24 protein-coding genes are annotated in these 25892 nt (G+C 71.7%); 12 read left to right on the top strand and 12 right to left on the bottom strand.

Annotated elements, in window-relative coordinates:
* Window positions 1-5: 5 nt before the first annotated feature.
* The 4 genes from MYMAC_RS28655 to MYMAC_RS28640 all read left to right on the top strand — a co-directional run bounded on the left by MYMAC_RS28655 (window position 6) and on the right by MYMAC_RS28640 (window position 4320).
* Window positions 6-1289, top strand: coding sequence for an MFS transporter (locus MYMAC_RS28655; RefSeq protein ID WP_095960377.1), 1284 nt, complete (start codon window positions 6-8; stop codon window positions 1287-1289).
* A gap of 132 nt (window positions 1290-1421) precedes the next feature.
* Window positions 1422-1961, top strand: a complete 540-nt coding sequence (locus tag MYMAC_RS28650) for a Sec-independent protein translocase subunit TatA/TatB (protein ID WP_095960376.1) — start codon at window positions 1422-1424, stop codon at window positions 1959-1961.
* 42 nt (window positions 1962-2003) lie between these two features.
* Window positions 2004-3209 (top strand): twin-arginine translocase subunit TatC, encoded by a 1206-nt coding sequence (tatC, locus tag MYMAC_RS28645; protein ID WP_095960375.1) that lies wholly within the window; start codon window positions 2004-2006, stop codon window positions 3207-3209.
* A gap of 13 nt (window positions 3210-3222) precedes the next feature.
* On the top strand, window positions 3223-4320 hold the full coding sequence (locus MYMAC_RS28640; RefSeq protein WP_095961724.1) for a potassium channel family protein: 1098 nt from the start codon (window positions 3223-3225) through the stop codon (window positions 4318-4320).
* Here the strand turns inward: MYMAC_RS28640 and MYMAC_RS28635 are convergent.
* Together MYMAC_RS28635 and MYMAC_RS28630 are read right to left on the bottom strand one after the other, a co-directional pair.
* Window positions 4292-5623: an alpha/beta fold hydrolase gene (locus tag MYMAC_RS28635; RefSeq protein ID WP_095960374.1), complete on the bottom strand. Its 1332-nt coding sequence runs from the start codon at window positions 5621-5623 to the stop codon at window positions 4292-4294. The two genes, MYMAC_RS28640 and MYMAC_RS28635, sit on opposite strands and share 29 nt — an antisense overlap.
* A 228-nt stretch (window positions 5624-5851) precedes the next feature.
* A complete protein-coding gene (locus tag MYMAC_RS28630; protein ID WP_013938404.1) occupies window positions 5852-6220 on the bottom strand; it encodes a nuclear transport factor 2 family protein in 369 nt (122 codons plus the stop codon).
* A 143-nt stretch (window positions 6221-6363) separates the two neighbouring features.
* Here MYMAC_RS28630 and MYMAC_RS28625 point away from each other — a divergent pair, with 143 nt between their 5' ends.
* The gene (locus MYMAC_RS28625) at window positions 6364-7275 is read left to right on the top strand and encodes a methylated-DNA--[protein]-cysteine S-methyltransferase (RefSeq protein ID WP_013938405.1); all 912 of its coding nucleotides are present in this window, start codon (window positions 6364-6366) and stop codon (window positions 7273-7275) included.
* Here MYMAC_RS28625 and MYMAC_RS28620 read toward each other — a convergent pair.
* Genes MYMAC_RS28620 through MYMAC_RS28605 form a run of 4 tightly spaced genes read right to left on the bottom strand, consistent with a single transcriptional unit; the run spans window position 7266 to window position 11114 of the window.
* Window positions 7266-7958 (bottom strand): histidine phosphatase family protein, encoded by a 693-nt coding sequence (locus MYMAC_RS28620; protein WP_095960373.1) that lies wholly within the window; start codon window positions 7956-7958, stop codon window positions 7266-7268. The genes MYMAC_RS28625 and MYMAC_RS28620 overlap by 10 nt on opposite strands.
* Window positions 7958-9031: a phosphotransferase family protein gene (locus tag MYMAC_RS28615; RefSeq protein ID WP_095960372.1), complete on the bottom strand. Its 1074-nt coding sequence runs from the start codon at window positions 9029-9031 to the stop codon at window positions 7958-7960. The genes MYMAC_RS28620 and MYMAC_RS28615 overlap by 1 nt, the downstream gene beginning before the upstream one ends.
* A gap of 17 nt (window positions 9032-9048) precedes the next feature.
* Window positions 9049-9873, bottom strand: coding sequence for an SDR family oxidoreductase (locus MYMAC_RS28610; RefSeq protein ID WP_095960371.1), 825 nt, complete (start codon window positions 9871-9873; stop codon window positions 9049-9051).
* 5 nt (window positions 9874-9878) lie between these two features.
* A complete protein-coding gene (locus MYMAC_RS28605; protein WP_095961723.1) occupies window positions 9879-11114 on the bottom strand; it encodes an acyl-CoA dehydrogenase family protein in 1236 nt (411 codons plus the stop codon).
* A gap of 59 nt (window positions 11115-11173) precedes the next feature.
* Here MYMAC_RS28605 and MYMAC_RS28600 point away from each other — a divergent pair, with 59 nt between their 5' ends.
* Window positions 11174-12094: a LysR family transcriptional regulator gene (locus MYMAC_RS28600; RefSeq protein ID WP_095960370.1), complete on the top strand. Its 921-nt coding sequence runs from the start codon at window positions 11174-11176 to the stop codon at window positions 12092-12094.
* A 192-nt stretch (window positions 12095-12286) separates the two neighbouring features.
* Here MYMAC_RS28600 and MYMAC_RS28595 read toward each other — a convergent pair whose 3' ends face one another.
* Complete coding sequence (locus MYMAC_RS28595; RefSeq protein ID WP_095960369.1) at window positions 12287-13135, bottom strand: aldose epimerase family protein; 849 nt, start codon at window positions 13133-13135, stop codon at window positions 12287-12289.
* A gap of 12 nt (window positions 13136-13147) precedes the next feature.
* Window positions 13148-14803: an L-glutamate gamma-semialdehyde dehydrogenase gene (gene pruA, locus MYMAC_RS28590; RefSeq protein ID WP_013938413.1), complete on the bottom strand. Its 1656-nt coding sequence runs from the start codon at window positions 14801-14803 to the stop codon at window positions 13148-13150.
* Between the two features lie 170 nt (window positions 14804-14973).
* On the opposite strand from pruA, the gene MYMAC_RS28585 reads away from it, so the two are divergent.
* Genes MYMAC_RS28585 through uraH form a run of 5 tightly spaced genes read left to right on the top strand, consistent with a single transcriptional unit; the run spans window position 14974 to window position 19681 of the window.
* On the top strand, window positions 14974-16419 hold the full coding sequence (locus tag MYMAC_RS28585) for an FAD/NAD(P)-binding protein (RefSeq protein WP_095960368.1): 1446 nt from the start codon (window positions 14974-14976) through the stop codon (window positions 16417-16419).
* Window positions 16416-17786, top strand: coding sequence for an allantoinase AllB (gene allB, locus MYMAC_RS28580; protein WP_095960367.1), 1371 nt, complete (start codon window positions 16416-16418; stop codon window positions 17784-17786). Before MYMAC_RS28585 ends, allB begins: the two co-directional genes overlap by 4 nt.
* Window positions 17787-17808: 22 nt before the next feature.
* On the top strand, window positions 17809-18831 hold the full coding sequence (alc, locus tag MYMAC_RS28575; protein WP_095960366.1) for an allantoicase: 1023 nt from the start codon (window positions 17809-17811) through the stop codon (window positions 18829-18831).
* Window positions 18828-19340, top strand: coding sequence for a 2-oxo-4-hydroxy-4-carboxy-5-ureidoimidazoline decarboxylase (gene uraD / locus MYMAC_RS28570; protein ID WP_013938417.1), 513 nt, complete (start codon window positions 18828-18830; stop codon window positions 19338-19340). The genes alc and uraD overlap by 4 nt, the downstream gene beginning before the upstream one ends.
* Entirely contained in the window at window positions 19337-19681 is a 345-nt protein-coding gene (gene uraH / locus MYMAC_RS28565; RefSeq protein WP_013938418.1) for a hydroxyisourate hydrolase, read from the top strand. The genes uraD and uraH overlap by 4 nt, the downstream gene beginning before the upstream one ends.
* A 26-nt stretch (window positions 19682-19707) precedes the next feature.
* Here uraH and MYMAC_RS28560 read toward each other — a convergent pair whose 3' ends face one another.
* From MYMAC_RS28560 to MYMAC_RS28550, 4 genes are all read right to left on the bottom strand, one after another.
* The gene (locus MYMAC_RS28560) at window positions 19708-20127 is read right to left on the bottom strand and encodes a DUF488 domain-containing protein (RefSeq protein WP_095960365.1); all 420 of its coding nucleotides are present in this window, start codon (window positions 20125-20127) and stop codon (window positions 19708-19710) included.
* Window positions 20128-20241: 114 nt separating this feature from the next.
* Window positions 20242-20655 (bottom strand): response regulator transcription factor, encoded by a 414-nt coding sequence (locus tag MYMAC_RS28555; protein ID WP_013938420.1) that lies wholly within the window; start codon window positions 20653-20655, stop codon window positions 20242-20244.
* 150 nt (window positions 20656-20805) lie between these two features.
* Window positions 20806-21141 carry a hypothetical protein gene (locus MYMAC_RS37295; protein WP_170114784.1) on the bottom strand — a complete coding sequence of 112 codons (336 nt, stop codon included), beginning with the start codon at window positions 21139-21141 and terminating at the stop codon, window positions 20806-20808.
* Window positions 21083-21901 (bottom strand): S1 family peptidase, encoded by an 819-nt coding sequence (locus MYMAC_RS28550; RefSeq protein ID WP_204816992.1) that lies wholly within the window; start codon window positions 21899-21901, stop codon window positions 21083-21085. The genes MYMAC_RS37295 and MYMAC_RS28550 overlap by 59 nt, the downstream gene beginning before the upstream one ends.
* 391 nt (window positions 21902-22292) lie before the next feature.
* On the opposite strand from MYMAC_RS28550, the gene MYMAC_RS28545 reads away from it, so the two are divergent.
* Window positions 22293-25877, top strand: a complete 3585-nt coding sequence (locus MYMAC_RS28545; RefSeq protein ID WP_095961722.1) for a protein kinase domain-containing protein — start codon at window positions 22293-22295, stop codon at window positions 25875-25877.
* The last annotated feature ends 15 nt before the right edge of the window (window positions 25878-25892 follow it).

The following is a 25892-nucleotide window of genomic DNA, read 5'->3' as shown; positions in this document are numbered from 1 at the left end:
TCTTCATGCCGAACCAACGACAGGTCTCCGAGCGCGCCGTGGTGCTCCTCATTGGCGCGGTCCAGTTCGTCAACATCCTGGACTTCGTGATGGTGATGCCGCTGGGGCCCGACTTCGCGAAGGGGCTGGGCATCGCGTCGTCGCATATCGGCACCATTGGCGGCGCGTACACGGCGGCCGCCAGCGTGGCGGGGCTTTTGGGCGGCTACTTCCTGGACCGCTTCGACCGGCGCCAGGCGCTGGCGGTGTCCATGCTGGGCCTGGTGGTGGCCACCGCGGCGGGCGGCCTGGCCACCGGGCTGCCCACGCTGCTGCTGGCGCGCGTGGTGGCGGGCATCTTCGGCGGGCCGGCCACCTCGCTGGCGCTGTCCATCGTCGCGGACCTCATCCCCGTGCAGCGGCGGGGGCGGGCGCTGGGGGCGGTGATGATCGCCTTCTCCGTGGCGTCGGTGGCGGGGGTGCCCCTGGCGCTGAAGCTGGCCGAGCAAGGCGGCTGGCGGCTGCCCTTCTTCGTGGTGGCGGCCATCGGGCTGGTGGTGGTGCTGGGCGCCATCTTCTACCTGCCGCCCGTGCGCGGGCACCTGGCGGCGGGCGCCGGGCCGCGGCCCCAGGTGGGCATGCTGGAGCTGCTGGGCCGCCGCGACATCCAGGTGTCCTACGTGATGACGGCGGTGGTGATGATGGCGGGCTTCATCCTCATCCCCAACCTCTCCGCCTACCTGCAGCAGAACGTGGGCTACCCGCGGGAGCTGCTCTGGCTGCCGTACTTCGTGGGAGGCCTCGCCAGCTTCGTCACCCTGCGGGTGGCGGGGCCCATGGTGGACCGGTATGGCCCCTTCCGGGTGGGGACGGTGGGCTCGCTCCTGGTGCTGGCGTCCACCTACGTGGGGTTCCTGGCGCTGCCCCGGTGGATGCCCATCCCCGTCATCTTCTCGTGCTTCATGGTGGCCATGGGGGTGCGCAACGTCGCGTACCACACCCTGACGTCCCGGGTGCCGGACAGCGCGGAGCGGGCGCGCTTCATGTCGCTCCAGTCCACCGTCCAGCACATGGCCACCGCGGTGGGGGCCTTCCTCAGCGCCCGGCTGCTGGTGGACCTGCCGGATGGCACCCTGGGCGGCATCTCGCGGATGGCCGGAGTGTCCATGGCGCTGACGCTGTTGCTCCCCGCCATGCTGTGGATGGTGGAGCGGCGGGTGCAGCGGGCGGAGCAGGCACGGGCCCTGGCGGTGGCTCCCTCGGCAGGAGGCCCAGGTCCGCTCTCGCCGGAGGCGGAGCCTCACGCGTAGTATGAAAGGGTGCCCAGGGGTTGCCTGCCGTCCACTCGGGGTGACGGGCGGATGCTTTGGCGAGACGAACGGTTGCGCCTGTCTCCCCAGGGCGCGATAAACCGGGCTGCCCCGGGGAGCGCGTCAGGAAAAATGTTCAACATCGGCGCAGGCGAAATGGTGTTCATCCTGGTGGCCGCGCTGCTCATTCTCGGGCCGCAGCGGTTGCCGGAGCTGGCGCGCGGCATCGGCAAGTTCCTGCGTGAGTTCCGCCGCCAGACGGATGAGGTCCGCAACGTCGTGGAGCGCGAGTTCTACGCCATGGACCAGGAAATCGGTGAGCCTCCTTCCGCGCCTGTCCGGCCGGGGACGCGCTTCGCGCCCCAGCCGCCGTCGTCGCTGGGGGCGCCGGACGCTCCCGCCACGGACGGCGCGGCGCCGCCCTCGGACGCGGGCTCGCCGCCGGACGCGGCCTCGCCCCCGGACGCGGGCTCGCCTTCGTCCTCCACGCAGGTGCTGGAGCTGGACGCGCAGGGGCCTCGCGAGGTGTCCGCCGCGGACGCGGCGTCCCCGGAGCCGGCCGCGGAGGCCGCCGCCGAGGTGCCCCCGGAGCCTGCTGCTCCCTCCGCCACCACGCCCACGTTGTCACCCCTCCCGGGGACGGTGGCGCGCAACGCCCCGAAACGGAGCTGAGTCCTGAGCCCCCCGCCCATGAACCCCGACGCTGACTTTCGCATGAGTCTGGCGGAGCACCTGACGGAGCTCCGCACGCGCCTCATGCGGTGCACCATCGCGGTGCTCGTCCTGGGGACGGTCTCGCTCGTCTTCGCCAAGCCGATCTTCGGCCTCTTGATGCAGCCGGTGCTGGACGCGCTGCCGCCGGAGAACCGCGCGCTCATCTACACGTCCGGCATCGAAGAGCTGAACGTCCTGATGAAGGTGGGCGTGTACTGCGGCATCTTCCTCACCACGCCCGTCATCCTGATGCAGATCTGGGGCTTCGTGTCGCCCGGCCTGTACCCGGAGGAGCGCCGCTTCGCCGCGCCCTTCGTGGCGTTCGGCTCCATCGCCTTCCTCGTGGGCGCCGCCTTCTGCTACTTCGCGGTGCTGCCCTCCATGTTCACCTTCCTCCTCAACGAGGAGGAGACGCTGGCGCTGGAGCAGCGCCTGGACACGGCCCGGCTGCGCGCGGATGACGCCCTGCGCTTCCTGCGCCTGGGCGAGGCGGAGGAGGCCGGCCGCATCGCCAAGGAGACGAGCACCACGCTGCGCGCCGACGGCGCGGGGCAGGCGCCCGCGCCGGAGGTCGCGCCCGCCGCCAGCGTGGAGATGACGGGGCGGCTGGACGGCCTGGGACGGCTGCTGGACGCGGCGTCAGTGGGCTACGGCGCGCAGGCTCGCGGCGTGCTGCGGCAGGCGCTGGAGAAGCGCGTGGATGCCGTGACGGCCTTCGAGAAGAAGGACTTCGCGGCGGCGGCGGCGGCCATGGATGGCTCGGCCAGCCTGCTGGCGGGCATCGCGCCCACGCGCTCGGAGGAGCTGGCGGGGCTGTGGCGGCTGGAGAAGGAGCTGGCCACGGCGCACGCGGCGCACGAGGCGGCGCGGTGGACGCGGCCCATGCTGTCCATGCACGAGCAGCTCTCGCTGGTGCTGCTGCTCATCCTCGCCTTCGGCGTCATCTTCGAGCTGCCGCTCGTCATGGCGCTGCTGGGCGTGGTGGGCGTGGTGAAGTCGTCCTGGCTCTTCAAGTACCAGCGCCACGCCTTCGTGGTGTGCCTCATCGCGGCGGCCATCATCACCCCCACCGGGGACGTGGTGAACCTGTCGCTGATGGCCGGCCCCATGCTGCTCTGCTACGAGCTGGGCGTGCTGCTGGTGTGGATGGTGGAGCGGCGGCGCGCGAAGAACGAAGCGGAGACGGGCATCACCCCGGCGTCGTAGTCGAGGAGCAATGATGAAGCCGTCCCGCCGGCACTTCTGGGCCAATCTGCGCTACCTGCGGGCGCTGGTGCGGCGCTTCCGCACCACGCTGGTGCTCTCCGCGGTGCTGTTCCTGGGGGCGCCGGTGCTCTTCCACTGGCGCTTCCGGGGGCCGGGTGGCGAGCGCATCGACTTCGGCGAGGCGCTGCACCACACCTACTTCCTGCTCTACGGCGAGCCGTCGCTGCCCTACGTGGACGACTGGCTGTTGGAGCTGCTCAACCTGGTGATTCCGCCCGCGGGCATTGCCCTGGTGGCGGATGGTGTGGTGCGCTTCGCCTACCTCTTCTTCGCCCGTCACAAGAACGACAAGGAGTGGATTGAAGTGGTCTCCGAGACGATGAAGGGCCACGTCGTGGTGTGTGGCGCCGGGCGCGTGGGTTACCGCGTGGTGACGCAGCTCCGGGAGATGGGCAAGGACGTGGTGGTGGTGGAGAAGCGCGAGGACGCGGCCTTCGTGTCCGCGCTGCGTGACGAGCTGGTGCCGCTGCTCATCGACGACACGCGCAGCCCGCTGTGCCTTCCGCGCACCAACGTGAAGGACGCGTCCGCCATCGTCTGCGCCACGGATGACGACCTGGCCAACCTCAACATCGCCCTGGACGCGCGCAAGCTCAACCCGGACATCCGCGTGGTCATCCGCCTCTTCGACGATGACCTGAGCGGCAAGGTGCGGGAGACGTTCAAGGCGGAGGCGCTCTCCAGCTCGTCGCTGGCGGCCCCGGCCATGGCGCTGGCGGCCATGGACCCGCGCATCGTCCACTCCTTCCACCTGGCCAAGCACCTGATGGTCGTCTCGCTGTTCGAGGCGCGCGAGGGCCTGCCGGGCCTCACCATCTCCGAGGTGCGGGACAGGTTCGGCTGCCTGGCGCTGTCGCTCCAGCGCCATGGCGAGGAGCGGCTCCACCCGGCCGGTGACGAGGTCATCCGGGCCGGAGACGTGCTGTCGCTCCAGGCGTCCTATCCGGAGTACCGGCGGATGCGCGCCTTCACCCACGAGGCGGAGCCGCCGCTGTGGTCGCACCATGAGCCGGTGCCCGTGGTCACGCCTTCGTCCCGGAAGGTGGGCTGAGGGCGGCGCGCGCGGACGCCTCCGGCCAGCGCGGGAAGGCGTGCGCCAGTCCCCGGTCCGTGGGCAGGGCGAGCGCCCGCCCCAGCAGGACGGCCAGGGCGTCCCACTCCAGCAGGAAGCCGTCATGGCCGTGGAGGCTGGACAGCGTGGCGTGCTCGGCGTGGACGCCGCGCTCGCGCAGCCGCCGGGCCAGCGCCGCCATGTGGCTGGGGAAGAAGAGCTGGTCGGTGTCGATGCCCACGCACAGCGCGCTCGCGCGGATGCGGGCCAGGCCGCCCCCCGGGAAACGTGACAAGTCGTGGTGGTCCATGGCGCCGAGCTGCGCCAGGTACGCGCGCGCGTCGAAGCGGGCCTCCAGCTTCTGGCCCTGGTACTCCAGGTAGCTGTGCATGGGGTGCAGCGCGCGGGAGGACCACGCCTCGGGGCGGCCCTGGAGCGCCTCCAGGCCGGGCTCCGCGCGGTAGGTGAGCATCGCGAGCTGCCGGGCCAGCTCCAGGCCGCGGCGGGGAGCCTCGGGGAAGCCCGGGGCCATCAGCAGCGCCTGCCGCGCCACGTGGTTGAGGCCCACCACCCACGCGGTGGCGGACTCCGTCGTGGCGATGGGGGACAGGCGCGCGAAGCGCTCCGGCGCGAGCGCCGCGAGGCAGAGCACCACCATGCCGCCCAGCGAGCCGCCGGTGACGAGCTCCACCTCGTCCAGACCCAGCGCGTCCATGGCCAGCAGGATGCTCCGCGCCTGGTCCCACGGGGTGACGGTGGCTGGCAGGCGCTCCTCGTCCAGGCGCAGGTCGCCCTTGGCCGCCGGCGGTGGCGCGCCGAAGCGCGCGTCGTCCGTCCGCATGGGGAAGCCCTCGTCGGCCGGGCCCGAGGTGCCATAGCAGGAGCCCAGGTTGTTGAAGCAGAGCAGCCGCATGCGGGACGGGTCCAGCGCGCGCCGCGGGCCGATGAGCGGCTCCCACCAGCCGCCCTTGCCACCCGCGCGCATGTCGCCGGTGAGCGCGTGGACCAGCAGCACCGTGGGCACGGCCGGAGGCGCGCGCGCGGGGGCCCGTTGGCGGGCTTGGGCCGCCAGCGCCTGCCACTCGGCCACGCCGCGGCGCACGACGCGCGGTGGGCTCGCCTGGGCGTCGTCCTCGGACAGGACGCTCGCGCGGGACTGGAGCCAGGGCACGTCGTCCTCGGGGCCCCACCACCAGCCTCGGACGAGGTGGTTCGTGACGCGGGCGCCCGCCTCCAGCGTGAGGTCGGGCAGGGCCACGTCGAAGAGGCGCGGGGCGGACGTGTGGTGCGGTGTCGTGCTCATGGGGGCGCTGCTCCTCGGTGGGACGTGTGAGGGCAGGGCCGCGCGTCCAGGAACGACGAAGCCCACCAACCCTCGCGGGTGGATGGGCTCGGTGGCTCGCCAGGGCCGGGCCGACGGACGTCAGCCGAACCTGGAGGGCATGAGCCCACCCGGCATCGACATTCGACACATGGCACGGAGCGCCGTCATTGGCGGTAACGGATAAGCGCTCGCCTTCCCGCAGTCAAGTCAGCCCAGCGCCGTGCAGTGCGCGGTGATGACCTGCGGGGCGTCATCCACGAGCTGCCACACGCGGGTGTAGCGGAAGTCTCCTTCGAAGCGGGCTCCCTGGAACTCGCCGGATACCGAGGCGCGCACGACGACCACGGCGCCGGCGGAGAGGTAGCGCATCTGCTGCTCGGTGAAGTCCAACCGGGTGAGCCGCAGCGCGCCCGAGCGGTGTGGCGCGAGGTCGGCTTCCTTGTCGAAGAGCTGGCCCGCGTGGTTGATGAAGAGGAGGTCGTCGGAGAGCAGCGCGTCGAGCGTGTCGACGTCGCTCGACAGCATGGCCTGCCTCAAGGCGGCCTCCGCGGCCTGGATGTCTTCCTCCGTCAACATGATGTTCCTTTCCAGGGTCGGGTGTCACGGCGACACCGTGGGCCGAAGCACGCCTGGAGCGCGTGGACGGCGCAAGAACCGGGTTGCTCCTTCGTGTGCCCGCGGACATACCCAGGCTGAACGAACTGACCCGGAGCGACGGTATGGCATCCAGCGACTACGCACGTATCGAACAAGCCATCCTCTATCTCGACACGCATGCCCAGGAGCAGCCGTCGCTGGAGGACGCCGCCGCGCATGTGGGCTTGAGCGCCTTCCACTTCCAGCGGCTGTTCTCCCAGTGGGCGGGCATCAGCCCCAAGCGCTTCGTGCAGGTGCACACCCTCTGCTCGGCCCGGCGCCTGCTGGCCGAGCGTCGCAGCGTGCTGGAGACGTCGCTGGAGGTGGGGCTGTCGGGCAGCGGCCGGCTGCACGAGCTCTTCGTCACCCTCACGGCGATGACGCCCGGCGAGTACAAGCTGGGCGGTGAAGGGCTCACCGTGCGCTACGGCGTCCACGCGTCGCCCTTCGGCGAGTGCCTCCTCGCCGTGTGCGAGCGCGGCATCTGCGGCCTGCACTTCCTCTCGGGGACGGCGGCGGAGGACGCGCTGGCCGCGCTGCGCGGCGAGTGGCCTCGGGCCACGTTCGTGGCGTCCGCCGAGGACACGGCGCCGTGGATGGAGCGCATCTTCCAGCCGAGGCCCCCTGGCGCGGCGGCCCCTTCGTTGTCGGTGCTGGTGCGGGGCACGCCCTTCCAGGTGCAGGTGTGGCAGGCGCTGCTGCGCGTGCCTTCGGGCGAGGTGACGACGTACGAGGACCTGGCGCGCGCCATCGGCAAGCCGAAGGCGATGCGCGCGGTGGGCTCGGCGGTGGGGGACAACCCCGTGGGGCTCCTGATTCCCTGTCACCGCGTGCTGCGCAAGACGGGCATCTTCGGTGAGTACCGCTGGGGCGCCTCGCGCAAGCGGGCGATGCTGGCGTGGGAAGACTTGCGGTACGCCGGCGCGGACGACGAGCTCGTGGCCCACGTGGGACGCGGCGGCGAGGACCTGTCGCTCGCCGGGGCTCAGCGGTAGGTGAGCAGCTCGCGCCTTGCGCCCTCGAAGTGGCTGTGCTCATTGAGCGTGGACAGGTAGCGGCCCCGCGCGCTGTAGATGACCTTGGAGAGGCCGCAGTTCGCCAGCGTCAGGTTGAGCCGGAAGGCGTGCTCGTCCGGGATGCGCAGCAGCTCCTGGCAGATGGCGGTGATGGTGCCGCCAGAGGTGAAGACGAGCGCGTTCTTCGAGGCGCCCATCTCCTGGATGAGGGCGTCGAAGGCGCGGAGGCAGCGCTGGCGGAAGGCGGACCAGGGCTCGGTGTACTCGGCGTCGTGCTGGCCGGCCACCCAGCGGGCCACGGCGTCGGTGAAGAGCGCCTGGTAGGCGCGCCGGGGCGACTCCGTCTGGAGCAGCTCCGCCCGGAGCACCTCCGGGTCCGCGTAGCGCGGCGTGTGCCGGGCGACGACCTCCTCGTGGTCGAACTCGTTGAAGCCCGCGGTCTGCACGGAGGCGGTGTCGCAGCCGAGCGCGGCGAGGCACGCCTCCGCCGTCTGCCGGTGCCGCGCCAGGGTGCCGGTGACGACGGTGTCCACGCGAGGCAGCCGCTCGCGGAGGACTTCACCCAGCACCCGGGCCTGCACCCGCCCCGTCTCCGAGAGCTGGTCGTAGTTCGCCGCGCCGAAAGACGCCTGTCCGTGCCGGACGAGGTACACCACGCCCATCAGCGGGCCCCCTTGCGGATGAGCCGGTGGCAGCGCCAGCCGAGGTAGTTGACCAGCACCCAGAAGTTCTTGAACGCGGGGTTGCGCGTCTGCTTGTGGTGGTACCGGTAATAAATCTGCTGCGCGATGACGGCGAGCCGGAAGAGGCCGAACACCTCGTAGAAGGTCCAGTTGGCGGGCTTCAGCTTCGTCCGGTCCAGGTAGTACTCCACGACCTCCTCACGCCGGAGCATGCCGGGCAGGTGCGTGGGCTGGCGCCGCGTGGAGCGCATCACGAAGTCGTCATCGGCGTGGACCCAGTAGGCCAGCGCGCTGCCCAGGTCCATCAGCGGGTCGCCCAGGGTGGCCATCTCCCAGTCCAGCACGCCGATGACGCGCGTGGGCTCCTCCGGCGCGAGCACCACGTTGTCGAAGCGCCAGTCGTTGTGGATGACGCAGGTGGCGAGGTCCGCGGGCGTGTTCGCCTTGAGCCAGTCCCGCACGGCGCTGAAGCTGGCGACGTTCCACGTCCGCGCCTTCTCGTAGCGCGCCGACCAGCCCTCCACCTGCCGCGTGGGATAGCCCGGCCCCTTGCCCAGCGGCGTCAGGCCCACCGCCGCCGGGTCCACGGCGTGCAGCTCCACCAGCTTGTCGACGACGTTGAGGCACAGCTCGCGCGTCTGCTTCGCGTCCAGCGCCAGGCCCCGGGGGAGGTGCTTGCGCGGGATGAGCCCCTCGATGCGCTCCATGACGTAGAAGTCGGAGCCCAGCACGGCCGGGTCCTGGCACAGGCCCACCATGGTGGGGACCACGGGGTAGGCCGGCTTCAGCGCCTGCTGCACCGTGAACTCACGGGCCATGTCGTGCGCGGACTTCGCCTTCGTCCCCGCGGGAGGCCGGCGCAGGATGAGGTCCCGGTTGGGGTACTTCAGCCGGTACGTCCAGTTGGAGGCGCCGCCCGCGTACTGCGTGACCTCCGGCGAGCCCTCCAGCGTGGGGACCTGGGCCTTGAGCCAGGCGTCCACGGCGGGGAGGTTCAGCTCCTCGCCCGTGCGCACGGCGCCAGCGGGGTCGATGGTCGCGGTCGGTGACATGCGGGGTGGCCCCTTCCTCAGCCGGCCTTCGAATGCGCGCCAGGGCGCATGCCCCGCGTGTTCCGGCGCAGGACCCAGGCGTAGAGCTCGCGCGGCAGCAGGCGCTTCATCCGCCAGGCCCTGCGGCCGTCCGCGTGGGGCAGGATGTAGAAGCCGCGCTCGGCCACGGCGTCGAAGACGTCATTGGCGATGTCATCCGCGGTGATGGCGGAGCGCTCCAGCAGCCGCGCCATGGTGGCCCCCAGCCGGGGGTCCGTGGTGCGCAGCGAGTCACCCAGGTTCGTCTTGAAGAAGGACGGGCACACGACGCTGACGCCGATGCCGTGCTCCGCCAGCTCGTTGTGCAGCGTCTCCGACAGCGAGACGACGGCGGCCTTGGTCGCGTTGTAGCTGCTCATCAGCGGCACATCGAGCAGCCCCGCCATGGACGCCACGTTGACGATGTGGCCGTGGCCCTGCCTCTTGAAGGCGGGGGTGAACACCTTGCACCCGCGCACGACGCCCAGCAGGTTGATGTCGATGATCCACTGCCAGTCGTCAATCGACACGTCCTCGATGGCGCCCGCCTGCGCGACCCCGGCGTTGTTGATGACCACGTCCACGCCGCCCCACCGGGCCGTGAGCCAGTCCAGGGCCTCGCGCAGGTCCTCCTCGCGCCGCACGTCACAGCGCAGGGAGTGGGCCTGGGGCGCCAGGGCGGCGAGCTCCTTGAGCGCCTCCTCGCCCCGGGCGTCGTTGACGTCGCCGATGCAGACCTTCCACCCGGCGCGAGCGAAGCGCAGGGCGATGGCCTTGCCAAGTCCGCTGGCACCACCGGTGATGAAGATGCGTTGAGTGGCCATGGCCGTCAGCTCCGGGAGAAGCCCCGCTTCGACAACTCGATGCGGGCGATGAGACCCTTGTGTACTTCGTCCGGGCCATCCGCGAGGCGCAGGCTGCGCGCCTGGGCGAAGAAGCCCGCCAGCGGCGTATCTTGGGATACGCCCGCGCCCCCGTGAAGCTGGATGGCGTCATCCACCACCTTCTGGAGGACACTTGGCGCGACGACCTTGATGGCGGAAATCTCCGTCATGGCGCCCAGCGCCCCCACCTGGTCCATCTTCCACGCCGCGTAGAGCGTCAGCAGCCGCGCCTGGTCAATGGCGATGCGCGCCTCGGCCACCTTCTCGCGGTTGCCGCCCAGGTTGAGGAGCGGCTTCCCGAAGGCCGTGCGCTTCATGCCCCGGTCAATCATCAGCTCCAGGGAGCGCTCCGCCGCGCCGATGCAGCGCATGCAGTGGTGGATGCGCCCCGGCCCCAGCCGGCCCTGGGCAATCTCGAAGCCCATCCCCGGGCCGGCGATGACGTTGTCACGCGGCACGCGCACGTTGTCGAAGTGCACCTCGCCGTGGCCGTGGGGCGCGTCGTAGTCGCCGTACACGGGCAGCATGCGGCGGATGCTCACGCCCGGCGCGTCCAGCGGCACCAGCACCATGGAGTGCTGGTGGTGGCGGTCCCCGCCGGTGTCGGGCGTGCGGGCCATGAAGATGGCCACCTTCGCGTTGGGATGCCCCAGGCCGCTGGACCACCACTTGCTGCCGTTGAGGACGATGTCGTCACCATCGACGATGGCGGTGGCCGCCATGTTGGTGGCGTCCGACGAGGCCACGTCCGGCTCCGTCATGCAGAACACCGAGCGGAGGTCCCCCGCCAGCAGCGGCTTCAGCCAGCGCTCCTGCTGTGCCTCGGAGCCGTACTTCCAGAGCACCTCCATGTTGCCGGTGTCCGGGGCGCTGCAATTGAAGACCTCGGGGGCGATGAAGCTGCGCCCCGTCTCCTCGGCGATGGGGGCGTACTCCAGCGTGCTGAGCCCGGCGCCGAGCTTCTCGTCCGGGAGGAACAGGTTCCACAGGCCCTGGGCCTTCGCCTTGGCCTTCAGCTCCTCCATGACGGGCGGCACGCGCCACGTCTTCCAGTCGCCGCCCTGGGCGGTGGCTCGGAGCTCCTCGTGGTAGCGGCTCTCCGCGGGGAGGATGTGCTCGCTCATGAAGCGCTTCACGCGCTCCAGGTAGTCCTTGGCTCGCTCGCTGGGCTCGAAGTCCATGGCCTTCATCCTGCGCACCGGGCCTTGATGCATCCAGTGAATGTTGGTCATGTGTCGTCATGAACCCAGTTCAGGATTCCGGGCGGCTGGCCCGGCTGGACCTCAACCTCTTCCGGGTCTTCGACGTGGTGCTCCGGGAGCGGAACCTGACGCGGGCGGCGGAGGTCCTGTTCCTCAGCCAGTCGGCCGTGAGCCATGCGCTGGCCCGCCTTCGTGAGCAGCTTGGGGAGCCGCTGTTCGTCCGGGAGGGGCGGGGCGTGGCGCCCACGGCGTTCGCGGAGCGCCTGGCCCCGGAGATTCGGGAGGCGCTGGCGCTGTTCGAGCAGGCGGTTCATCGCGGACGCGACTTCGACCCGCGCCGGGACGTGGGGCACTTCACGGTGGCGATGAACGACGTGCTGGAGCCGTCGATTCTGCCGCTGCTCGTCGCGCGCCTGAGAGCGCACGCTCCGGAGGTTCGAATCTCCAGCGTCCGGTTGGACAGGGCGCGGTTGGAGCGGGACCTCGCGTCGGGGCGGCTCGACCTCTCCATCGACGTAGAGCAGCAGACCGGCGCGGAGCTGAAGCGCATGCCCTTGCTGCAAGACACCTTCTGCGTGGTGAGTCGAAGCCGGCGCAGGCTGGACGTGGCGAAGTACATGGCGGCCCGGCACGTCACCGTGTCCTCGCGCCGCACCGGGCTGGCCGTGGAGGACCTGGTGCTCAGCCGCCTGGGCTACCAGCGGGAGGTCGTCATCCGCTGCCAGCACTACGAGGCCGCGTTCAAGCTCGTCGCGGACTCCGACCTGCTGCTGACCATGCCGAGGCGGCGCGCGGAGGCGTTGCACGCGCCGCTGGGCAACCACCTGCTGCCCATGCCGCTGTCACTGCCGCCGCTGGAGCTCCACGTCTACTGGCACCGGCAGGCGGACGCCGACCCGCGCAGCCGCTGGTTGCGTGCCGAGTTGCTCGCCCTGACGGAGTCTGCGGCTGGCACCTGAGCGTGGACTGCGGGCCCACCGCTGCCGGGCGGCGATGCTCACGGCTGTCGGTAGGGGAGGGGCCATCCCCGAAGCGAAGGAGGCCGGGAGCTCGCTGTTCTGAAATGTCGGGGGTTTTGGCGCCGCAAATGTCCCGACATTTCCGAACAGCGAGCTCCGGGAGTCGCCCCGGGAGGGGGCTGGCCCTGCGGCTCAGCCCTGGATGTCGAAGCGAAGCGACATCCGCGCTCCAGGCTGCACCTGCGGCAGCCCTTCGCCGGTGGCCAGCGCGCCCTTGGCGGCGGTCCACGGCTCCACGCAGACGAAGTCCTTCCCGAGCAGCGTCCACACGACGAGCACGCGGTACTCCGGGCTCCATGACAGCCGGATGGGCTTGAGCCCGGGGCCCCGCTCCAACGTGGTGCCCGGCTTGGAGTGGTCCTTCAAGTGGAGGTCCACTTCCTCCTCGGTGAGCGTCAACCCGGTGAAGGCCACGTCCTGGCCGCGCCAGTTGTCCCACGCGCGCGTGGCGTCCGTGTCCACGCGGGCCTGCGCCTTCGCCGCGTCCGGCACGCGGAAGTACGGGTGGAAGCCCAGGTGCAGCGGCATGGGCCGCGTGTCCTGGTTCTCCACCTCGGAGTCGAGCGTCAGCCGCCCGCCGGTCAGCGAGAACGTCAACGTCACATGGAACCGCCACGGGAAGTGGCGCAGCGTCTCCTCGCTGGAGGACAGCGCCACCACCAGCCGTGACGCGTCCGATTGCCGCACCGTCCACGGCAGCTTCCGCGCGAAGCCGTGCTGCGGCAGCGAGTACGCCTGCCCGCCCACGGAGTAGGTGTCCCCCGGCAGCGGCCCGGCGATGGGAAACAGCACGGGGATGCCCCCGCGCACGTTCTTCGCCGGGTCCGCGACCGTGGCCTCGTCGAGGTACAGCAGCTCGTCACCGTCCACGCACATCCGGGTGACGATGGCCCCGCGTGAAGGGATGACCTCCACGCGGCACCCGCCGTCCACCAGCGCGTACGTGTCCAGGCCTGCGATGCCGGGGGACGGGCCGTTCATGCGTGCCTCAGCTCAGATGGCGCCTTCGTTCGGGTCGCTGTCCATGAAGGGGTAGGGCACCTTCACGGGCGGGACGAAGGTCTCCTTGATGGTGCGGGGGCTCGTCCAGCGCACCAGGTTGAGCGCCGAGCCGGCCTTGTCGTTGGTGCCGGACGCGCGGCCACCACCGAAGGGCTGCTGGCCCACGACGGCGCCAGTGGGCTTGTCGTTGATGTAGAAGTTGCCCGCCGCGTGACGCAGCTCGCGCAGCGCAGTGTCGATGGCCTTCCGGTCGCGCGCGAACACCGCGCCGGTGAGGGCGTAGGCGGCGGCCTGGTCGACCTCGCGCAGCGTCTCCTCGTACTTCGCATCCGGGTAGACGTTGAGGCCCACCAGCGGCGCGAAGATCTCCTCGCGGAGGATGCGGTGCGTGGGGCTGTCGAGCTGCACCAGCGTGGGCTTCACGAACCAGCCCTGCTTCCGGTCCACCTCGCCGCCGGCCACGATGCTGGCGCCGCTGTCGCTCTTGGCCAGGTCGATGTACGAGGAGACCTTCTTGAAGGACTTCTCGTCGATGACGGCGCCCATGAAGTTGCGGAAGTCGGACACGTCGCCCATGCGAATCTCGCTGATGAGCGCCTGGACGCGCGGCTTCAGCTTGGGCCACAGGGACTCAGGGATGAAGACGCGGCTGGCCGCGGAGCACTTCTGGCCCTGGTACTCGAAGCCGCCGCGGACGATGGCCACCGCGAGCGCCTCCAGGTCGTCCGCCGCGGACGGGTGGGCGACGATGAAGTCCTTGCCGCCCGTCTCGCCGACGATGCGGGGGTACTGCTTGTAGCGGGAGATGTTCTCCCCCACCGTGCGCCACATGGCGTTGAAGGTCGGCGTGGAGCCGGTGAAGTGGATGCCGCCCAGGTGGGGGCTGGCCAGCACCGGGTTGCCCACCGTGGGGCCGTCACCCGGGAGCATGTTGATGACGCCGTCGGGCAGGCCCGCCTCGCGCAGCAGCTCCATGATGTACCAGGCGCTCAGGGCCGCGGTGGAGGACGGCTTGAAGAGCACCACGTTGCCCATGATGGCCGGCGCGGTGGCCAGGTTGAGGGCAATGGCCGTGAAGTTGAACGGCGCCACCGCGAAGACGAAGCCGTCCAGCGGGCGGTAGTCCGTCATGTTCCACGTCTGGTGCGCGGCCTCCGGCTGCCAGCCGAGGATCTGCTCGGCGAAGTGGACGTTGAAGCGGATGAAGTCGATGGCCTCGCACGCGGCGTCAATCTCCGCCTGGTGGACCGTCTTGCCCTGCCCCAGCATGGTGGCGGCGTTGAGGATGGGGCGGTAGCGCGAGGCCAGCAGCTCCGCGGCGCGCAGGAAGATGGCGGCGCGCGACTGGAAGGGCATGCGCGCCCACTCGTCCTTGACGGCCAGCGCGGCCTGGATGGCCTGCTCCGCGTGGCTGGCGTCCGCCTCGTGCAGCGTGGCCAGCACGTGCTGGTGGTTGTGCGGCATGCGCACCGTGTCCGTCTTGCCGGTGCGGATGTGCTTGCCGCCGATGATGACGGGGATGTCGAGCTGCTCGCCGGACATGCGCTTCAGCGCGGCCTGCACCTCACGGCGCTCGGCGGTGCCGGGCGCATAGGAGAGGACGGGCTCGTTCTTCGGCGGCGGGACGCGGGTATGGGCGTTGATCACGCGGATTCACCTCGGGCGGAAACGAAGGGCGCGCAGCATAGCCAAGCAGCCCCGTGGGGGAAGCATGGAAGGTGACGTAACCCCCAGTGAACCCTTGGGGTTTTTGACAATTCCCCTTCCTTCCGGGGCGACGTTGGCCCCCTGACGCGGTGCGCGAGTACGATGGGCGCATGCGCGTCCCCTCGAGCCCCGCCGAGCCGCCCTCCGCCCCTGCTCTCAACGCGCTGGAAGCTCGAATCCGCAAGGACCTGGAGCAACTGGAGTATCCGCGCAGACCCTGGGTGTTGCCGCGCCGCACGCGGGACGGCCAGGCCGTCCTGGACGTGCTCATCATCGGCGGTGGGCAGAGCGGGCTCACCGCCGCTTTCGGGCTGATGCGGGAGCGCGTCACGAACCTGCTCGTGGTGGATGACTGCGAGCAGGGGCTCGCCGGGCCGTGGAAGACCTTCGCCCGCATGCACACGCTGCGGACGCCCAAGCACCTGACGGGCCCGGACCACAACCTGCCCAACCTCTGCTTCCAGACCTGGTACGAGGCGCGGCACGGTGAAGGCTCGTGGGAGGCGGTGGTCCGCATCCCCAAGGAGCTGTGGGCGGACTACCTCGACTGGTACCGCCGCACGCTCGAAATCCCCGTGCGCTGCGGCGCGCGCGCGGGGGCCATCGCCTGGAGCGCGGAGGACGACTGCTTCACCATCCCGCTCACGGGCACGCGCGGCGGCGCCACGGACGTGGTCCACGCGCGCAAGGTGGTGCTGGCCACGGGCATTGACGGCTCGGGGCGCTGGGAGGTGCCGTCCGTGGTGGCCGGCCTGCGGCGCGAGCTGTACGCCCACACGCGCGACGCCATCGACTTCGAGGCGCTGCGCGGCAAGCGCGTGGGCGTGCTCGGCGCGGGGGCCTCCGCGTTCGACAACGCCTCCGTGGCGCTGGAGCACGGCGCGGCCGAGGTGCACCTCTTCTACCGCCGCAAGACGCTGCCCAACGTGAACCCCTACCGCTGGGCGGAGTTCGTGGGCTTCCTCAAGCACCACGCGGACCTGCCGGACGCGGACCGCTGGCGCTTCATCCACCGCATCCTCGAGATGGGGCAGCTCCCGCCGTCGGACACCTTCGCCCGGGCGCGGGCCTTCCCCCAGTTCCACCTGCACGGCGGCAGCCCCTGGCTCGGCGCGGAGGAGGTGGACGGCCAGGCGCGCGTCACCACGCCCCATGGGCGATTCCTGTTCGACAAGCTCATCATCGGCAGCGGCACGGTGACGGACCTGTCGCTGCGCCCGGAGCTGGCGGGCCTCCACGGGGACATCGCGCTGTGGAAGGACCGGTACACGCCGCCCGAGGGCCAGTCGCACGCGGACCTGCGGCGCCACCCGTACCTGGGCGCGCACTTCGAGCTGCAGGAGAAGCACCCGGGGCAGGCGCCCTGGCTCCAGGGCATCTTCAACTTCACCTTCGGCTGCCTGCTGTCGCTGGGCTTCGGGGGCGCGAGCATCTCCGGCATGAAGTACGGCCTGCCCCGGCTCGTGTCCGGAGTGACGCGGCAGCTCTATCTGGATGACCGGGACGCGTTCTTCGAGTCCCTGGCGGGTTACGACGAGAAGGAATTCGAGCCATGAGTGGAGAGCAGTTCGTGGTGCGCGCCCGACGCGTGGTCACGGGCGAAGGCGTGCGCGAGGCGGCGGTCGTGGTGCGCGAGGGCAAGGTCGCCGCGCTGGTGTCCCACGCGGAGCTTCCCTCCGGGCTGCCGGTGCTGGACGTGGGTGACAAGGTGGTGATGCCCGGCGTGGTGGACAGCCACGCGCACATCAACGAGCCCGGCCGCACGGAGTGGGAGGGCTTCGAGACGGCCACGCGCGCGGCGGCGGCCGGCGGCATCACCACGGTGGTGGACATGCCGCTCAACTCGCTGCCGCCCACCACCACGCTGGAGGCGCTCCACCTGAAGGCCGACGCGGCCCGCGCCCGCTGTCACGTGGACCACGCCTTCTGGGGCGGCGTCATCCCGGGCAACGCGGGGGAGCTGGAGGCGCTCATCGACGCGGGCATCGCCGGCTTCAAGTGCTTCCTGTGCCCCTCCGGCGTGGACGAGTTCCCCCACGCGACGCGCGAGGTGCTCGACGTGGCCATGCCCATCCTCGCGCGCCGGGGCATCCCGCTCATCGTCCACGCGGAGCTGGAGTCCCCGGTGGAGGGCCTGTCGCCCGGCGGAGACGCGCGCACGTACCGCGGCTACCTGGCGTCCCGCCCGAAGCGCTGGGAGAACGACGCCATCCGGATGATGGTGGCGCTGGCGCGCGCGCACCGCTGCCGCGTGCACATCGTCCACCTGTCCTCCGCGGAGGCGCTGCCCGTGCTGCGCGAGGCCCGGCGCGAGGGCCTGGACGTGTCGGTGGAGACGTGCCCGCACTACCTGAGCTTCACGGCGGAGGAGATTGAGGACGGGGCCACCCACTTCAAGTGCGCGCCGCCCATCCGCGAGGCGGAGAACCGCGAGCGGCTGTGGACGGGGCTGGCGCGCGGGGACATCGAGCTGGTGGTGTCGGACCACTCGCCGTGCACGCCCGCGCTGAAGCACCTGGAGCGCGGCGACTTCGGCGCGGCGTGGGGCGGCATCGCGTCGTTGCAGCTCAGCCTGCCGGCGGTGTGGACGGAGGCGAGGCGGCGCGGGCTGGGGCTGGAGTCGCTGGTGCGCTGGATGTGCGAAGCCCCGGCGCGGCTGGTGGGCCTTGCGGGCGTGAAGGGGACGCTGGCGCCCGGCGCGGACGCGGACCTGGTGGTGTTCGACCCGGACGCTTCGTTCACCGTGGAGCCCCAGCGCCTGCTACACCGTCATCCGATAACGCCCTACGCGGGCCGGACGTTGACGGGCGTGGTGGAGATGACGTTCCTGCGGGGGACGAAGGTTTTCGAGCGCGGCCAGCCGCTGCCGCGCCCGGTGGGACAATGGGTGCGCCGCCCCGTGGGCGCGCGCGCCGCTGCTTGAAGCACCTGGGAGACAAGACACCATGCACGCACCCGACGAGGGAAAGCTGCGGATTGCCTTCACCGAGCTCATCGACCTGGCCGCGGAGAACGTGGGCGGACAGGCGCTGCTGGCCAGCGATGAGTTCTTCGCGGGGAAGGAGAACCTGCTGAAGCCGGGCCGGGGCGTCTTCATCCCCGGCAAGTTCACGGAGAACGGCAAGTGGATGGACGGCTGGGAGTCGCGCCGCAAGCGCGTGCCGGGCCACGACTGGTGCATCCTCAAGCTCGGCCTGCCGGGCGTGGTGCGCGGCGTGGACATCGACACCAACCACTTCCTTGGCAACTTCCCGGAGTACGCCTCGGTGGACGCGCTGGAGGTGGAGGGCTCGCCCACGCCCGAGGCCCTGGCCGCCGCGACGTGGACGCCCATCCTCCCGCAGCTCAAGCTGCAGGGCGGCACGCGCAACCTGTTCCCCATCGTCAGCGACAAGCGCTGGACGCACCTGCGCCTCAACATCTTCCCGGACGGCGGCGTGGCCCGCTTCCGCGTGCACGGCGAGGTGCGGCCGGACCTCGAGCGGCTGTCCCGCGCCGACGGCACGGTGGACCTGGCGGCGGCGGAGAACGGCGGCACGGTGGTGGCGTGCAACGACTCCTTCTTCGGCCCCAAGGACAACCTCATCCTCCCGGGGCGCGCCGCCAACATGGGCGAGGGCTGGGAGACGCGGCGCAAGCGCGTGCTGCCCGGCTTCGACTGGATTGTGGTGAAGCTCGCCGTCCCCGGCACCGTGCAGCGCGTGGAGGTGGACACGGCCTTCTTCAAGGGCAACTACCCGGACACCTGCTCCATCGAAGGCTGCTACCTGCGCGAGCCCGTGGTGGACTTCGCCAACGCGCATGACATCGCGTGGACGGAGCTGTTGCCGCGCACGAAGCTCCAGGCGCACCACCGTCACCATTACGAGTCCGAGCTGGCGGCGAAGGGGCCCTTCACCCACGTGCGCCTGAAAATCTACCCGGACGGCGGCGTGAGCCGGCTGCGGGTCCACGGGAAGCCGGCATGAGCGGCGGACTGACACGACTCAACGCCCTGTTGCCGTCGGAGGCGCGCGCGGAGCTGATGCGCTGCTGCGGCGCGTCCCGCTGGGCGGACGGCATGGTGCGCGCGCGGCCCTTCCGCGACGCGGAGCACCTCTTCGCCGAGTCGGCGTGGCTCTGGAAGCAGACGGGGCCGGACGACTGGCGCGAGGCCATGACGCACCACCCGCGCATCGGTGACGTGGCGCAGCTGCGCGCGAAGTTCGCGTCCACCGCGACGTGGTCCTCGCAGGAGCAGGGCGGGGTGCAGGGCGCGGACGAGGCGGTGTTGCAAGGCCTGGCGGAGGGCAACGCCGCCTACGAGCAGCGCTTCGGCTTCATCTTCCTGGTGTGCGCCACGGGCAAGAGCGCGGCGGAGATGCTGGCGCTGCTGCGCGAGCGGCTGGACAACGCGCCGGACGAGGAGCTGCGCATCGCCGCCGGCGAGCAGGCGAAAATCACCCGCATCCGACTGGAGAAGCTGCTGGCGTCATGAGCACCCTGTCCACCCATGTCCTCGACACGCACCGGGGCCGTCCGGCCTCCGGTGTCCCCATCACCCTGGAGCTGCAGGAGGCCTCGGGCGAATGGAAGGCGCTGGCTCGCGGCGTCACCAACGACGACGGCCGCGTGCGCGACTTCCTGCCCCAGGGCTCGCGCGTGGAGCCGGGCATCTACCGGATGGCCTTCGACACCGGGGCGTACTTCCGGGCGCTCGGCGTCCGCGGCTTCTACCCGTCGGTGACGGTGGTGTTCGAGCTCACCGCGCCGGACGAGCACTACCACGTCCCGCTGCTGCTGAGCCCCTTCGGCTACTCCACGTACCGGGGGAGCTGAGCCGCGGTGGCGGGAGGCGCGGCACGTCAGCGGTGCCGCGCCGAGCGGGCCCGGCCGCGCCGCGAGGCGCATGGCGGCTTCGCCGGGGCGGCGCTGGCCGTCGCCTCCTCGAGGAACTGTCGCAGGGCCGCCGCGTTGTTGTGCTCGGGGTCATGGGCGCTGTAGACGAGCGTCACCGTGCCCTGGCGCGCGGCTTCGAGCAGGGGCTGCCACACGGCGGGGTTCGCCGCGAGCTCGGCGGCGTACCGGCGGCGGAACTCGGGCCAGCGGGCGGGGTCGTGTTGAAACCACTTCCGCAGCTCGGGGCTCGGCGCGGCGTCCTTCAGCCAGGCTTCGATGGGGAGCTCTGTCTTCCGCACGCCTCGCGGCCACAGCCGGTCCACCAGGAAGCGCCGCCCATCCGCGCGGCTCGCCGCTTCGTACGCCCGCTTGCATCGAATCGTCACCGGAGCACCCCGCGTGTCACCCGTTCAGGGTGGCAACGTCCGGGGGACCCGTGGCCCTCCCGCGGTCCAGCGCGGCCGGCGCCCGTCCTCTCAGTCGGGGCGCGCCGCGCCGTCTCAGCTCTTCCAGGCGGGCTGGACGGTGGGCGTGGCCGGGGTGACGGCCTCCGTGCGACGCAGCAGCGCGTGAAGCTGGGCGATGAGCACCGGCGGCTTCACCGGCTTGACGAGGTACGCGTCCGGGACGGGCTGGTCCGCGGGCCCCTCCGTGCGAGGCGCGTAGCCGCTGACGAAGATGACGGGGATGTGCTTGAGCGTGGGCTCGGAACGGAAGCGGCCACACAGCGCGTAGCCGTCCATCCCGTCCATGTTCACGTCGGAGATGAGCACGTCGGGCGGGTGCGCCAGGGCCTGCTGGAGCCCCGACTCGCCGTCGGCCGCCGTGGTGCAGTCAAACTCGCCGGAGAGCAGGAGACGGAGCGTCTCCCGCATCGTCCATGAGTTCTCGACGATGAGGACCTTCGGCTTCACGACACCCCGACTCTCAGGGAGGCAGCCGCCCGGCGGTGCCCGGTTCACACGCGCTCCCCCGGCTAATGCCTCAGCATCACCCCACGCGCCAGCCGGGGCAAGAGGGGGTGGCCAGCACCCCTGGGTTTCGTGGGACGCGGGGCGCGGGGCCTACTCCTCGGGTGGGGGGCTCACGAGGCCCTGACGCGAGACGGCGGAGTCGGGCTCCTCGTCGCCGCGCGCCTCCCGCTCCGGTACGTCCTGGGACGTCCACTCCTCGCCGCGCTCCACGCGGGCCTCCCACGGTGTGTCGGCATGGGGGGGCGCGTCTCCACGCTCGCGTGCCAGGTGCCGTGCGATGTCCGCCGCGCCGCGGTCCTGGGCGTCCGCCACCTGCCCGCGGTTGCGCGGCTGGAAGTCCTCCCCCGCGTGGAAGCCCGCCTGCTGGTCATCGCCAATGTCCCTGGGCCGCGCGTCCTGTGGGCCCTTGTCCTTCTTGCCGGCCATGGTGCCGTCTCCGTGGGTCGGGAGGGCGTGAGGTTGCCCCGTCCGCCTCAACTTCGGAGCGGAGGCGCCCGGAGGCAATGGCGCCAGGGCCCGCTGAAGGGAGGGCGGCCTGGCGGCGGAGGGGAGGCGCCTTGCGCGCCAGGGCCGGCCCGCCCCGGGAGAGCCGCGCCACCACCTCCCCGAGCCCCGCCGTGGGCGCGGCGATGCGGCAGGCCGCGCCGCCGTGGACCAGCCCCACCACCCGCATCCGGGCATCCACCAGCGGCGCGCCAGAGTCTCCCGGCTTGCCTCGGATGGTGGTGAAGAGCGCGGCCGGCACCTCCGGCAGGGAGGGGCAGGGGCCCAGCCGCTCCAGCAGGGCCTCCTGGGGCTCGCCGGGACGGTCATTGCGGCCCGCGAACACCAGCGGCGCTCCGGGCGTGGGCAGCGCCTGGGCGACCTCCAGCGGGCGCACCGACGCTGGCGCGTCCAGGCGGAGGATGGCCACGTCCCGGCCCCGGTCCACATGCACGGCGCTGGCGCCCAGCCGGCGCCCGTCGAGGAAGGACAGGTGCACCCGGCGGTCCTCCGTCCGCAGGCAGTGCGCCGCGGTGAGGGCGTGCCGGCCGTCTTCCACCACCACGCCCGCGCAGTGGCCCGGCTCCAGCGTCACCGTCGCCGCCGCCACGTCGTCCAGGTCCGGCGGTGATTCCTCCTCCGTCTGGCAGGCCGTCAGCAGCGCCGCGCCCAGTCCAGCACCCAGCCACGTCCTCCACCCCATGTGCCTCATCCGTCGCCCCCGTGGCCCGCCCTCCGGGGCGGCGTCTCTTCCAGGGGAGGATGTGCACCCACGCTTTCGGGCCATCGGCGCAGGGCCGCGGGGCGGCCGTCCGGACGGGCCCCGTGTCGTCAGGTCCTTGCCCGCCAGGGCCTTTCGCGCGGTGCTCCACTCAACGTCGGCATGGCACCGATGATGTGTGCCTGCCGCGAGGAAACGTGATATCCCATTAACTTCTGCATTTCGCTGACCGCGCCGGTTCCACTTCGTGAGCGACGAGGAGAAGACAGCCGTCCTGGACGAGCGCAGCCGTCCTCCAAGTTCGTGGGGGGACCGCATCCGCACGCCCATCACCCTGCCGGGAGCGCGCGCCGGGGAGCGCCGCTCGTTGGCCGTGGGCATGGTGGTGACGGGGCGCTACCGGGTGGAGGGGCTGCTGGGCGAGGGTGGCATGGGCCGCATCTGGCTCGCCACGGACCTGCACGAGCACCGCCGGGTGGCGCTCAAGGAGATGCAGGTGCCCGCGGGCCTGACGGCGGGCAAGACGGAGGAGCTGGTGCTGATGTTCCGGCACGAGTTCTTCGCCATGAAGAAGCTCCAGCACCCCGGCACGCTCAAGGTCTTCGACTGGGGCATGACGGAGGCCGGCAACCGCTTCATCACCATGGAGGTGGTGGACGGGCAGGACCTGAGCTCGCTGGGGCGTGAGTCGCCGCTGGACACGCGCACGCTGTACCGGGTGCTCATCCAGATGTCCCAGGTCCTGGCGTTCCTGCACTCGCGGCTGTACGTGCACTGCGACATCAAGGCCAGCAACATCCGCATCACCAGCGCCGGCGCGGTGAAGCTGATGGACTTCGGGGTGATGCACCAGTTGGGCACACCCAGCCCCGGCCGGCTCAAGGGCACGCTGGAGTACCTGGCGCCGGAGTGGCAGCGCGGCGCGAGCATCGACGGGCGCGCGGACCTCTATTCGCTGGGCGTGATGGCCTACTACCTGGCCACGCGCCGGCTGCCCTTCAAGCGCAACACCCCGGCCGCGCTGCTGGCGGACCACCTGACGCGGCCGCCGCCCAGGCCGTCCACCATCTGCCCGGTGGACCCGCAGTTGGAGGAGATCATCCTGCTGCTGCTGGCGAAGGACCCGCGCGAGCGCTTCCAGGACGCCAGCGAGCTGATGGAGGCGCTCTGCCACGCCAGCGGCGAGCCGATGCCGGAGGAGCCGCTGTCGGCGCGCGCCAGCTACCTGCACGTGCCGGAGGTGGTGGGCCGCGCCGCGGAGCTGGAAGCGCTGATGAACGGCCTGGCGGAGGCGGACTGGGGCCAGTCCAAGGCGGTGCTCATCGGCGCGCCCGCGGGCGTGGGCAAGACGCGGCTGCTCCAGGAGTTCGAGCTGCAGGCGAAGCTGGCGGAGCTGCCCTTCGGCCGGGGCCAGTGCCGCGCGGAAGGGCAGGCGCCGCTGACGCCCATCGTCCAGGCGGTGCGCTGCCTGGTGCCGCTGACGCCCGGGGAGATGATGGACCGCCTGGCGCCGAAGCTGCGGCAGCTCTTGCCGGGGCTGACGCCGGACGCGGGGGAGGTGCACCCCGTGGTGGGCGAGGAGAAGCTGGCCTTCTTCGGCGCGCTGGCGGAGTGGGTGCAGGCGCTGGGCCGGCGGATGACGCTGGTGCTGTGCTTCGAGGACCTGCAGTGGGCGGACAGCGCCACGCTGGAGGTGCTCAACGTCCTCATCCGCGCGCTGTACGGCACGCGCGGCATGGTGGTGGGCACGTTCCGCAACGGCGAGCTGAGCCGCCTGAGCCTGGCCTTCCAGACGGTGGACGAGAAAATCACCACCCGCATGGACCTGGAGCCGCTGGCGGCCGAGCACGTGCGCACGCTGGTGGAGCTGGCGCTGCCGGGGCTGAGCGTGCCCGAGGCCTTCGTCACGCGGCTGCATGAGACGACGGGCGGCAACGCCTTCTTCGCCACCGAGTGCCTGCGCGCGCTGGTGGAGGAGGGCGCGCTGACGCGGGTGGGCGGCCGGTGGACCGCCGACGCGGGCCTGGACACGCGGCCCCTGCCGGCCAGCATCCACGACGCGGTGATTGCCCGCCTGGGCAGCGCCCCCGCCGAGCAGGTGTCGCTGCTGCGCCGGCTGGCGCCCGCGGGCCGCAGCCTGGAATTGCCCATGCTCCGCGCGCTGGCGGAGCTGCCCGAGTCCGAGCTGTTCGCGGTGCTGGACGGCATCGTGGAGCGGCAGTTCCTCCAGGAGGTGGAGGGCCGCTACGTCTTCACGCACGACACCGTGCACCAGGCCATCTACGACAGCACGCCGGAGGAGGAGCGGCGCGTGGCGCACGGCCGCGTGGCGCTGGCGCTCCAGACGCTGCACTCGGCGCGGTCGGAGCTGTCGCGCACGGTGGGGTGGCACTACCTGCGCTCGTCGGAGCCGGAGCTGGCCATTGGCCCGCTGCTGGACGCGGGCCGGGCCGCCATTGAAGCGCAGGCGCTGCTGGAGGCGACGCTGCTGCTGAAGGAAGCGGCGACGCTGCTCCAGGCCGCGCCGGACTTCCCGGGGCGGGACCGGCTGCTGCTGCGCATCTGGGTGACGATGGTGGAGCTGGGCTCCGCGAGCGACCCGCCCACCTCGCTCGTCTTCGCGCGCAAGCTGGGCGAGCACTGGGCCGCCACGGTGGACCTGGAGGCGGGGCGGGCGCAGGCGCTGGCCGCGCTGGAGGCCGCGTGCGCCGCGCCGGAGCCGGAGCGCCCCGCGCGCTTGAAGGCGCTGTTCCGCGAGCGTGAGGCGGACGCGTTCTCCTCCGCAGCGGACATCTTCTGGAAGCAGGCCGAGCTGCGCATCCTCCAGGCCATGGCGCTGGCCAGCATGGGCCGCACGGAGGAGCTGGAGGCGCTGCTGGCGCGCGTCCGGGCCGAGCAGCCGGAGGTGTCCCCCTACCGCGCCGCCACGCTGCTGGCGCCGGCGCAGCTGTGCGCCTACACGGGCCGCTTCGCGGGCGTGCTGGAGGCGCAGTTCGAGCAGCTGGAGCGGCTGCGCGGGCTGTGCAAGGTGACGGGCCGGCTGCCCAAGCGCCTGGCGTGGGCGCTGGGCATGGGCGGCTACACGATGAACATGAACCTGGCGCTGCGCGGCGAGCCGCTGGACGCGCAGGCCCTGCGCGACGGGTACGCCGTGGCGGAGGCCCACGGGCTCACGGACGTGCGCGGCTTCCACCTGTGCGCCGTGGTGACGCGCGCCGCCTTCACCGGGGATGGCGCGTCCTTCGTCCCGGCCTTCACGGAGAAGACGGAGCTGGTGCGGCGGCTGGGCAACCCCCGGCTGATGGAGCGCAACCTGGCCCTCTTCACGCCGCCGTACTACCTGGAGCGCGGCGAGCACGAGCACGTGGCCGCGGTGGTGGCCCGCGCCGAGGCGCTGGCGCGGGTGCTGCCGGAGGACCGGTGGCTCCAGTGTCACCTGCGGGTGTACCAGGCCTGCCGCGACGTGCTCTTCGAGGACGCGGCGGCGGCGCGCGAGTCCCTGCCGGCGGCCCTGGCGGCGGCGCGGGAGGACGGCATCCGCATGGAGACGCTGCTGCGCGTCTACCAGTCCCGCTTCGAGCGGGAGCAGGGCAACCTGGTCGCGGCGCAGGACGCGGCGGAGGCGGCGCTGGCGCGGGCGGTGGACCCGGTGCTGGCCAACCCGTGGGACGAAATCCTCGCCCGCCGCGCGCTGGCCGCGCTGATGCCGGGCGAGGAGGGCGTGCAGCACCTGCGCCGCGCGCTCACGCTGGCGGAGCTGACGGGCAACGTGCTCCAGGTGGGGCTGGTGCGCCTGTCGCTCGCGGAGCGCGCACGGGACTCCGAGGCGGCGGTGGTGGCGCTGGAGGCGGCGGAGGCGGCCTTCACCGACGCGCGGGCCTCCAGCCTGCTGGCGCTGACCAGCTCCCTGCGGGGCGCGCTCCAGCGCCGGGCCGGGGCGCTCCGTCAGAGCGCCTGAGCCGGCGTCCCTGTG

The organism is Corallococcus macrosporus DSM 14697 (assembly GCF_002305895.1).
GTDB classification, from domain to species: domain Bacteria; phylum Myxococcota; class Myxococcia; order Myxococcales; family Myxococcaceae; genus Myxococcus; species Myxococcus macrosporus.
The sequence above is the reverse complement of the archived record's forward strand: the minus strand, read 5'-3'. Positions and strand labels throughout refer to the sequence as shown.

What these genes read in the sequence shown, in the direction of transcription:
- MYMAC_RS28640 (WP_095961724.1), top strand. Translation starts at nt 3,223, where the DNA reads ATGAAGCCGTCCCGCCGGCACTTCTGGGCCAATCTGCGCTACCTGCGG.
- MYMAC_RS28615 (WP_095960372.1), bottom strand. Translation starts at nt 9,031, where the DNA reads ATGTCACCGACCGCGACCATCGACCCCGCTGGCGCCGTGCGCACGGGC.
- allB (WP_095960367.1), top strand. Translation starts at nt 16,416, where the DNA reads ATGAGTGGAGAGCAGTTCGTGGTGCGCGCCCGACGCGTGGTCACGGGC.
- MYMAC_RS28630 (WP_013938404.1), bottom strand. Translation starts at nt 6,220, where the DNA reads ATGTTGACGGAGGAAGACATCCAGGCCGCGGAGGCCGCCTTGAGGCAG.
- uraD (WP_013938417.1), top strand. Translation starts at nt 18,828, where the DNA reads ATGAGCGGCGGACTGACACGACTCAACGCCCTGTTGCCGTCGGAGGCG.
- tatC (WP_095960375.1), top strand. Translation starts at nt 2,004, where the DNA reads ATGAGTCTGGCGGAGCACCTGACGGAGCTCCGCACGCGCCTCATGCGG.
- MYMAC_RS28610 (WP_095960371.1), bottom strand. Translation starts at nt 9,873, where the DNA reads ATGGCCACTCAACGCATCTTCATCACCGGTGGTGCCAGCGGACTTGGC.
- MYMAC_RS28655 (WP_095960377.1), top strand. Translation starts at nt 6, where the DNA reads ATGCCGAACCAACGACAGGTCTCCGAGCGCGCCGTGGTGCTCCTCATT.
- MYMAC_RS28600 (WP_095960370.1), top strand. Translation starts at nt 11,174, where the DNA reads ATGAACCCAGTTCAGGATTCCGGGCGGCTGGCCCGGCTGGACCTCAAC.
- alc (WP_095960366.1), top strand. Translation starts at nt 17,809, where the DNA reads ATGCACGCACCCGACGAGGGAAAGCTGCGGATTGCCTTCACCGAGCTC.
- MYMAC_RS28550 (WP_204816992.1), bottom strand. Translation starts at nt 21,901, where the DNA reads ATGGGGTGGAGGACGTGGCTGGGTGCTGGACTGGGCGCGGCGCTGCTG.
- MYMAC_RS37295 (WP_170114784.1), bottom strand. Translation starts at nt 21,141, where the DNA reads ATGGCCGGCAAGAAGGACAAGGGCCCACAGGACGCGCGGCCCAGGGAC.
- uraH (WP_013938418.1), top strand. Translation starts at nt 19,337, where the DNA reads ATGAGCACCCTGTCCACCCATGTCCTCGACACGCACCGGGGCCGTCCG.
- MYMAC_RS28650 (WP_095960376.1), top strand. Translation starts at nt 1,422, where the DNA reads ATGTTCAACATCGGCGCAGGCGAAATGGTGTTCATCCTGGTGGCCGCG.
- MYMAC_RS28620 (WP_095960373.1), bottom strand. Translation starts at nt 7,958, where the DNA reads ATGGGCGTGGTGTACCTCGTCCGGCACGGACAGGCGTCTTTCGGCGCG.
- MYMAC_RS28625 (WP_013938405.1), top strand. Translation starts at nt 6,364, where the DNA reads ATGGCATCCAGCGACTACGCACGTATCGAACAAGCCATCCTCTATCTC.
- MYMAC_RS28585 (WP_095960368.1), top strand. Translation starts at nt 14,974, where the DNA reads ATGCGCGTCCCCTCGAGCCCCGCCGAGCCGCCCTCCGCCCCTGCTCTC.
- MYMAC_RS28635 (WP_095960374.1), bottom strand. Translation starts at nt 5,623, where the DNA reads ATGAGCACGACACCGCACCACACGTCCGCCCCGCGCCTCTTCGACGTG.
- MYMAC_RS28605 (WP_095961723.1), bottom strand. Translation starts at nt 11,114, where the DNA reads ATGGACTTCGAGCCCAGCGAGCGAGCCAAGGACTACCTGGAGCGCGTG.
- MYMAC_RS28595 (WP_095960369.1), bottom strand. Translation starts at nt 13,135, where the DNA reads ATGAACGGCCCGTCCCCCGGCATCGCAGGCCTGGACACGTACGCGCTG.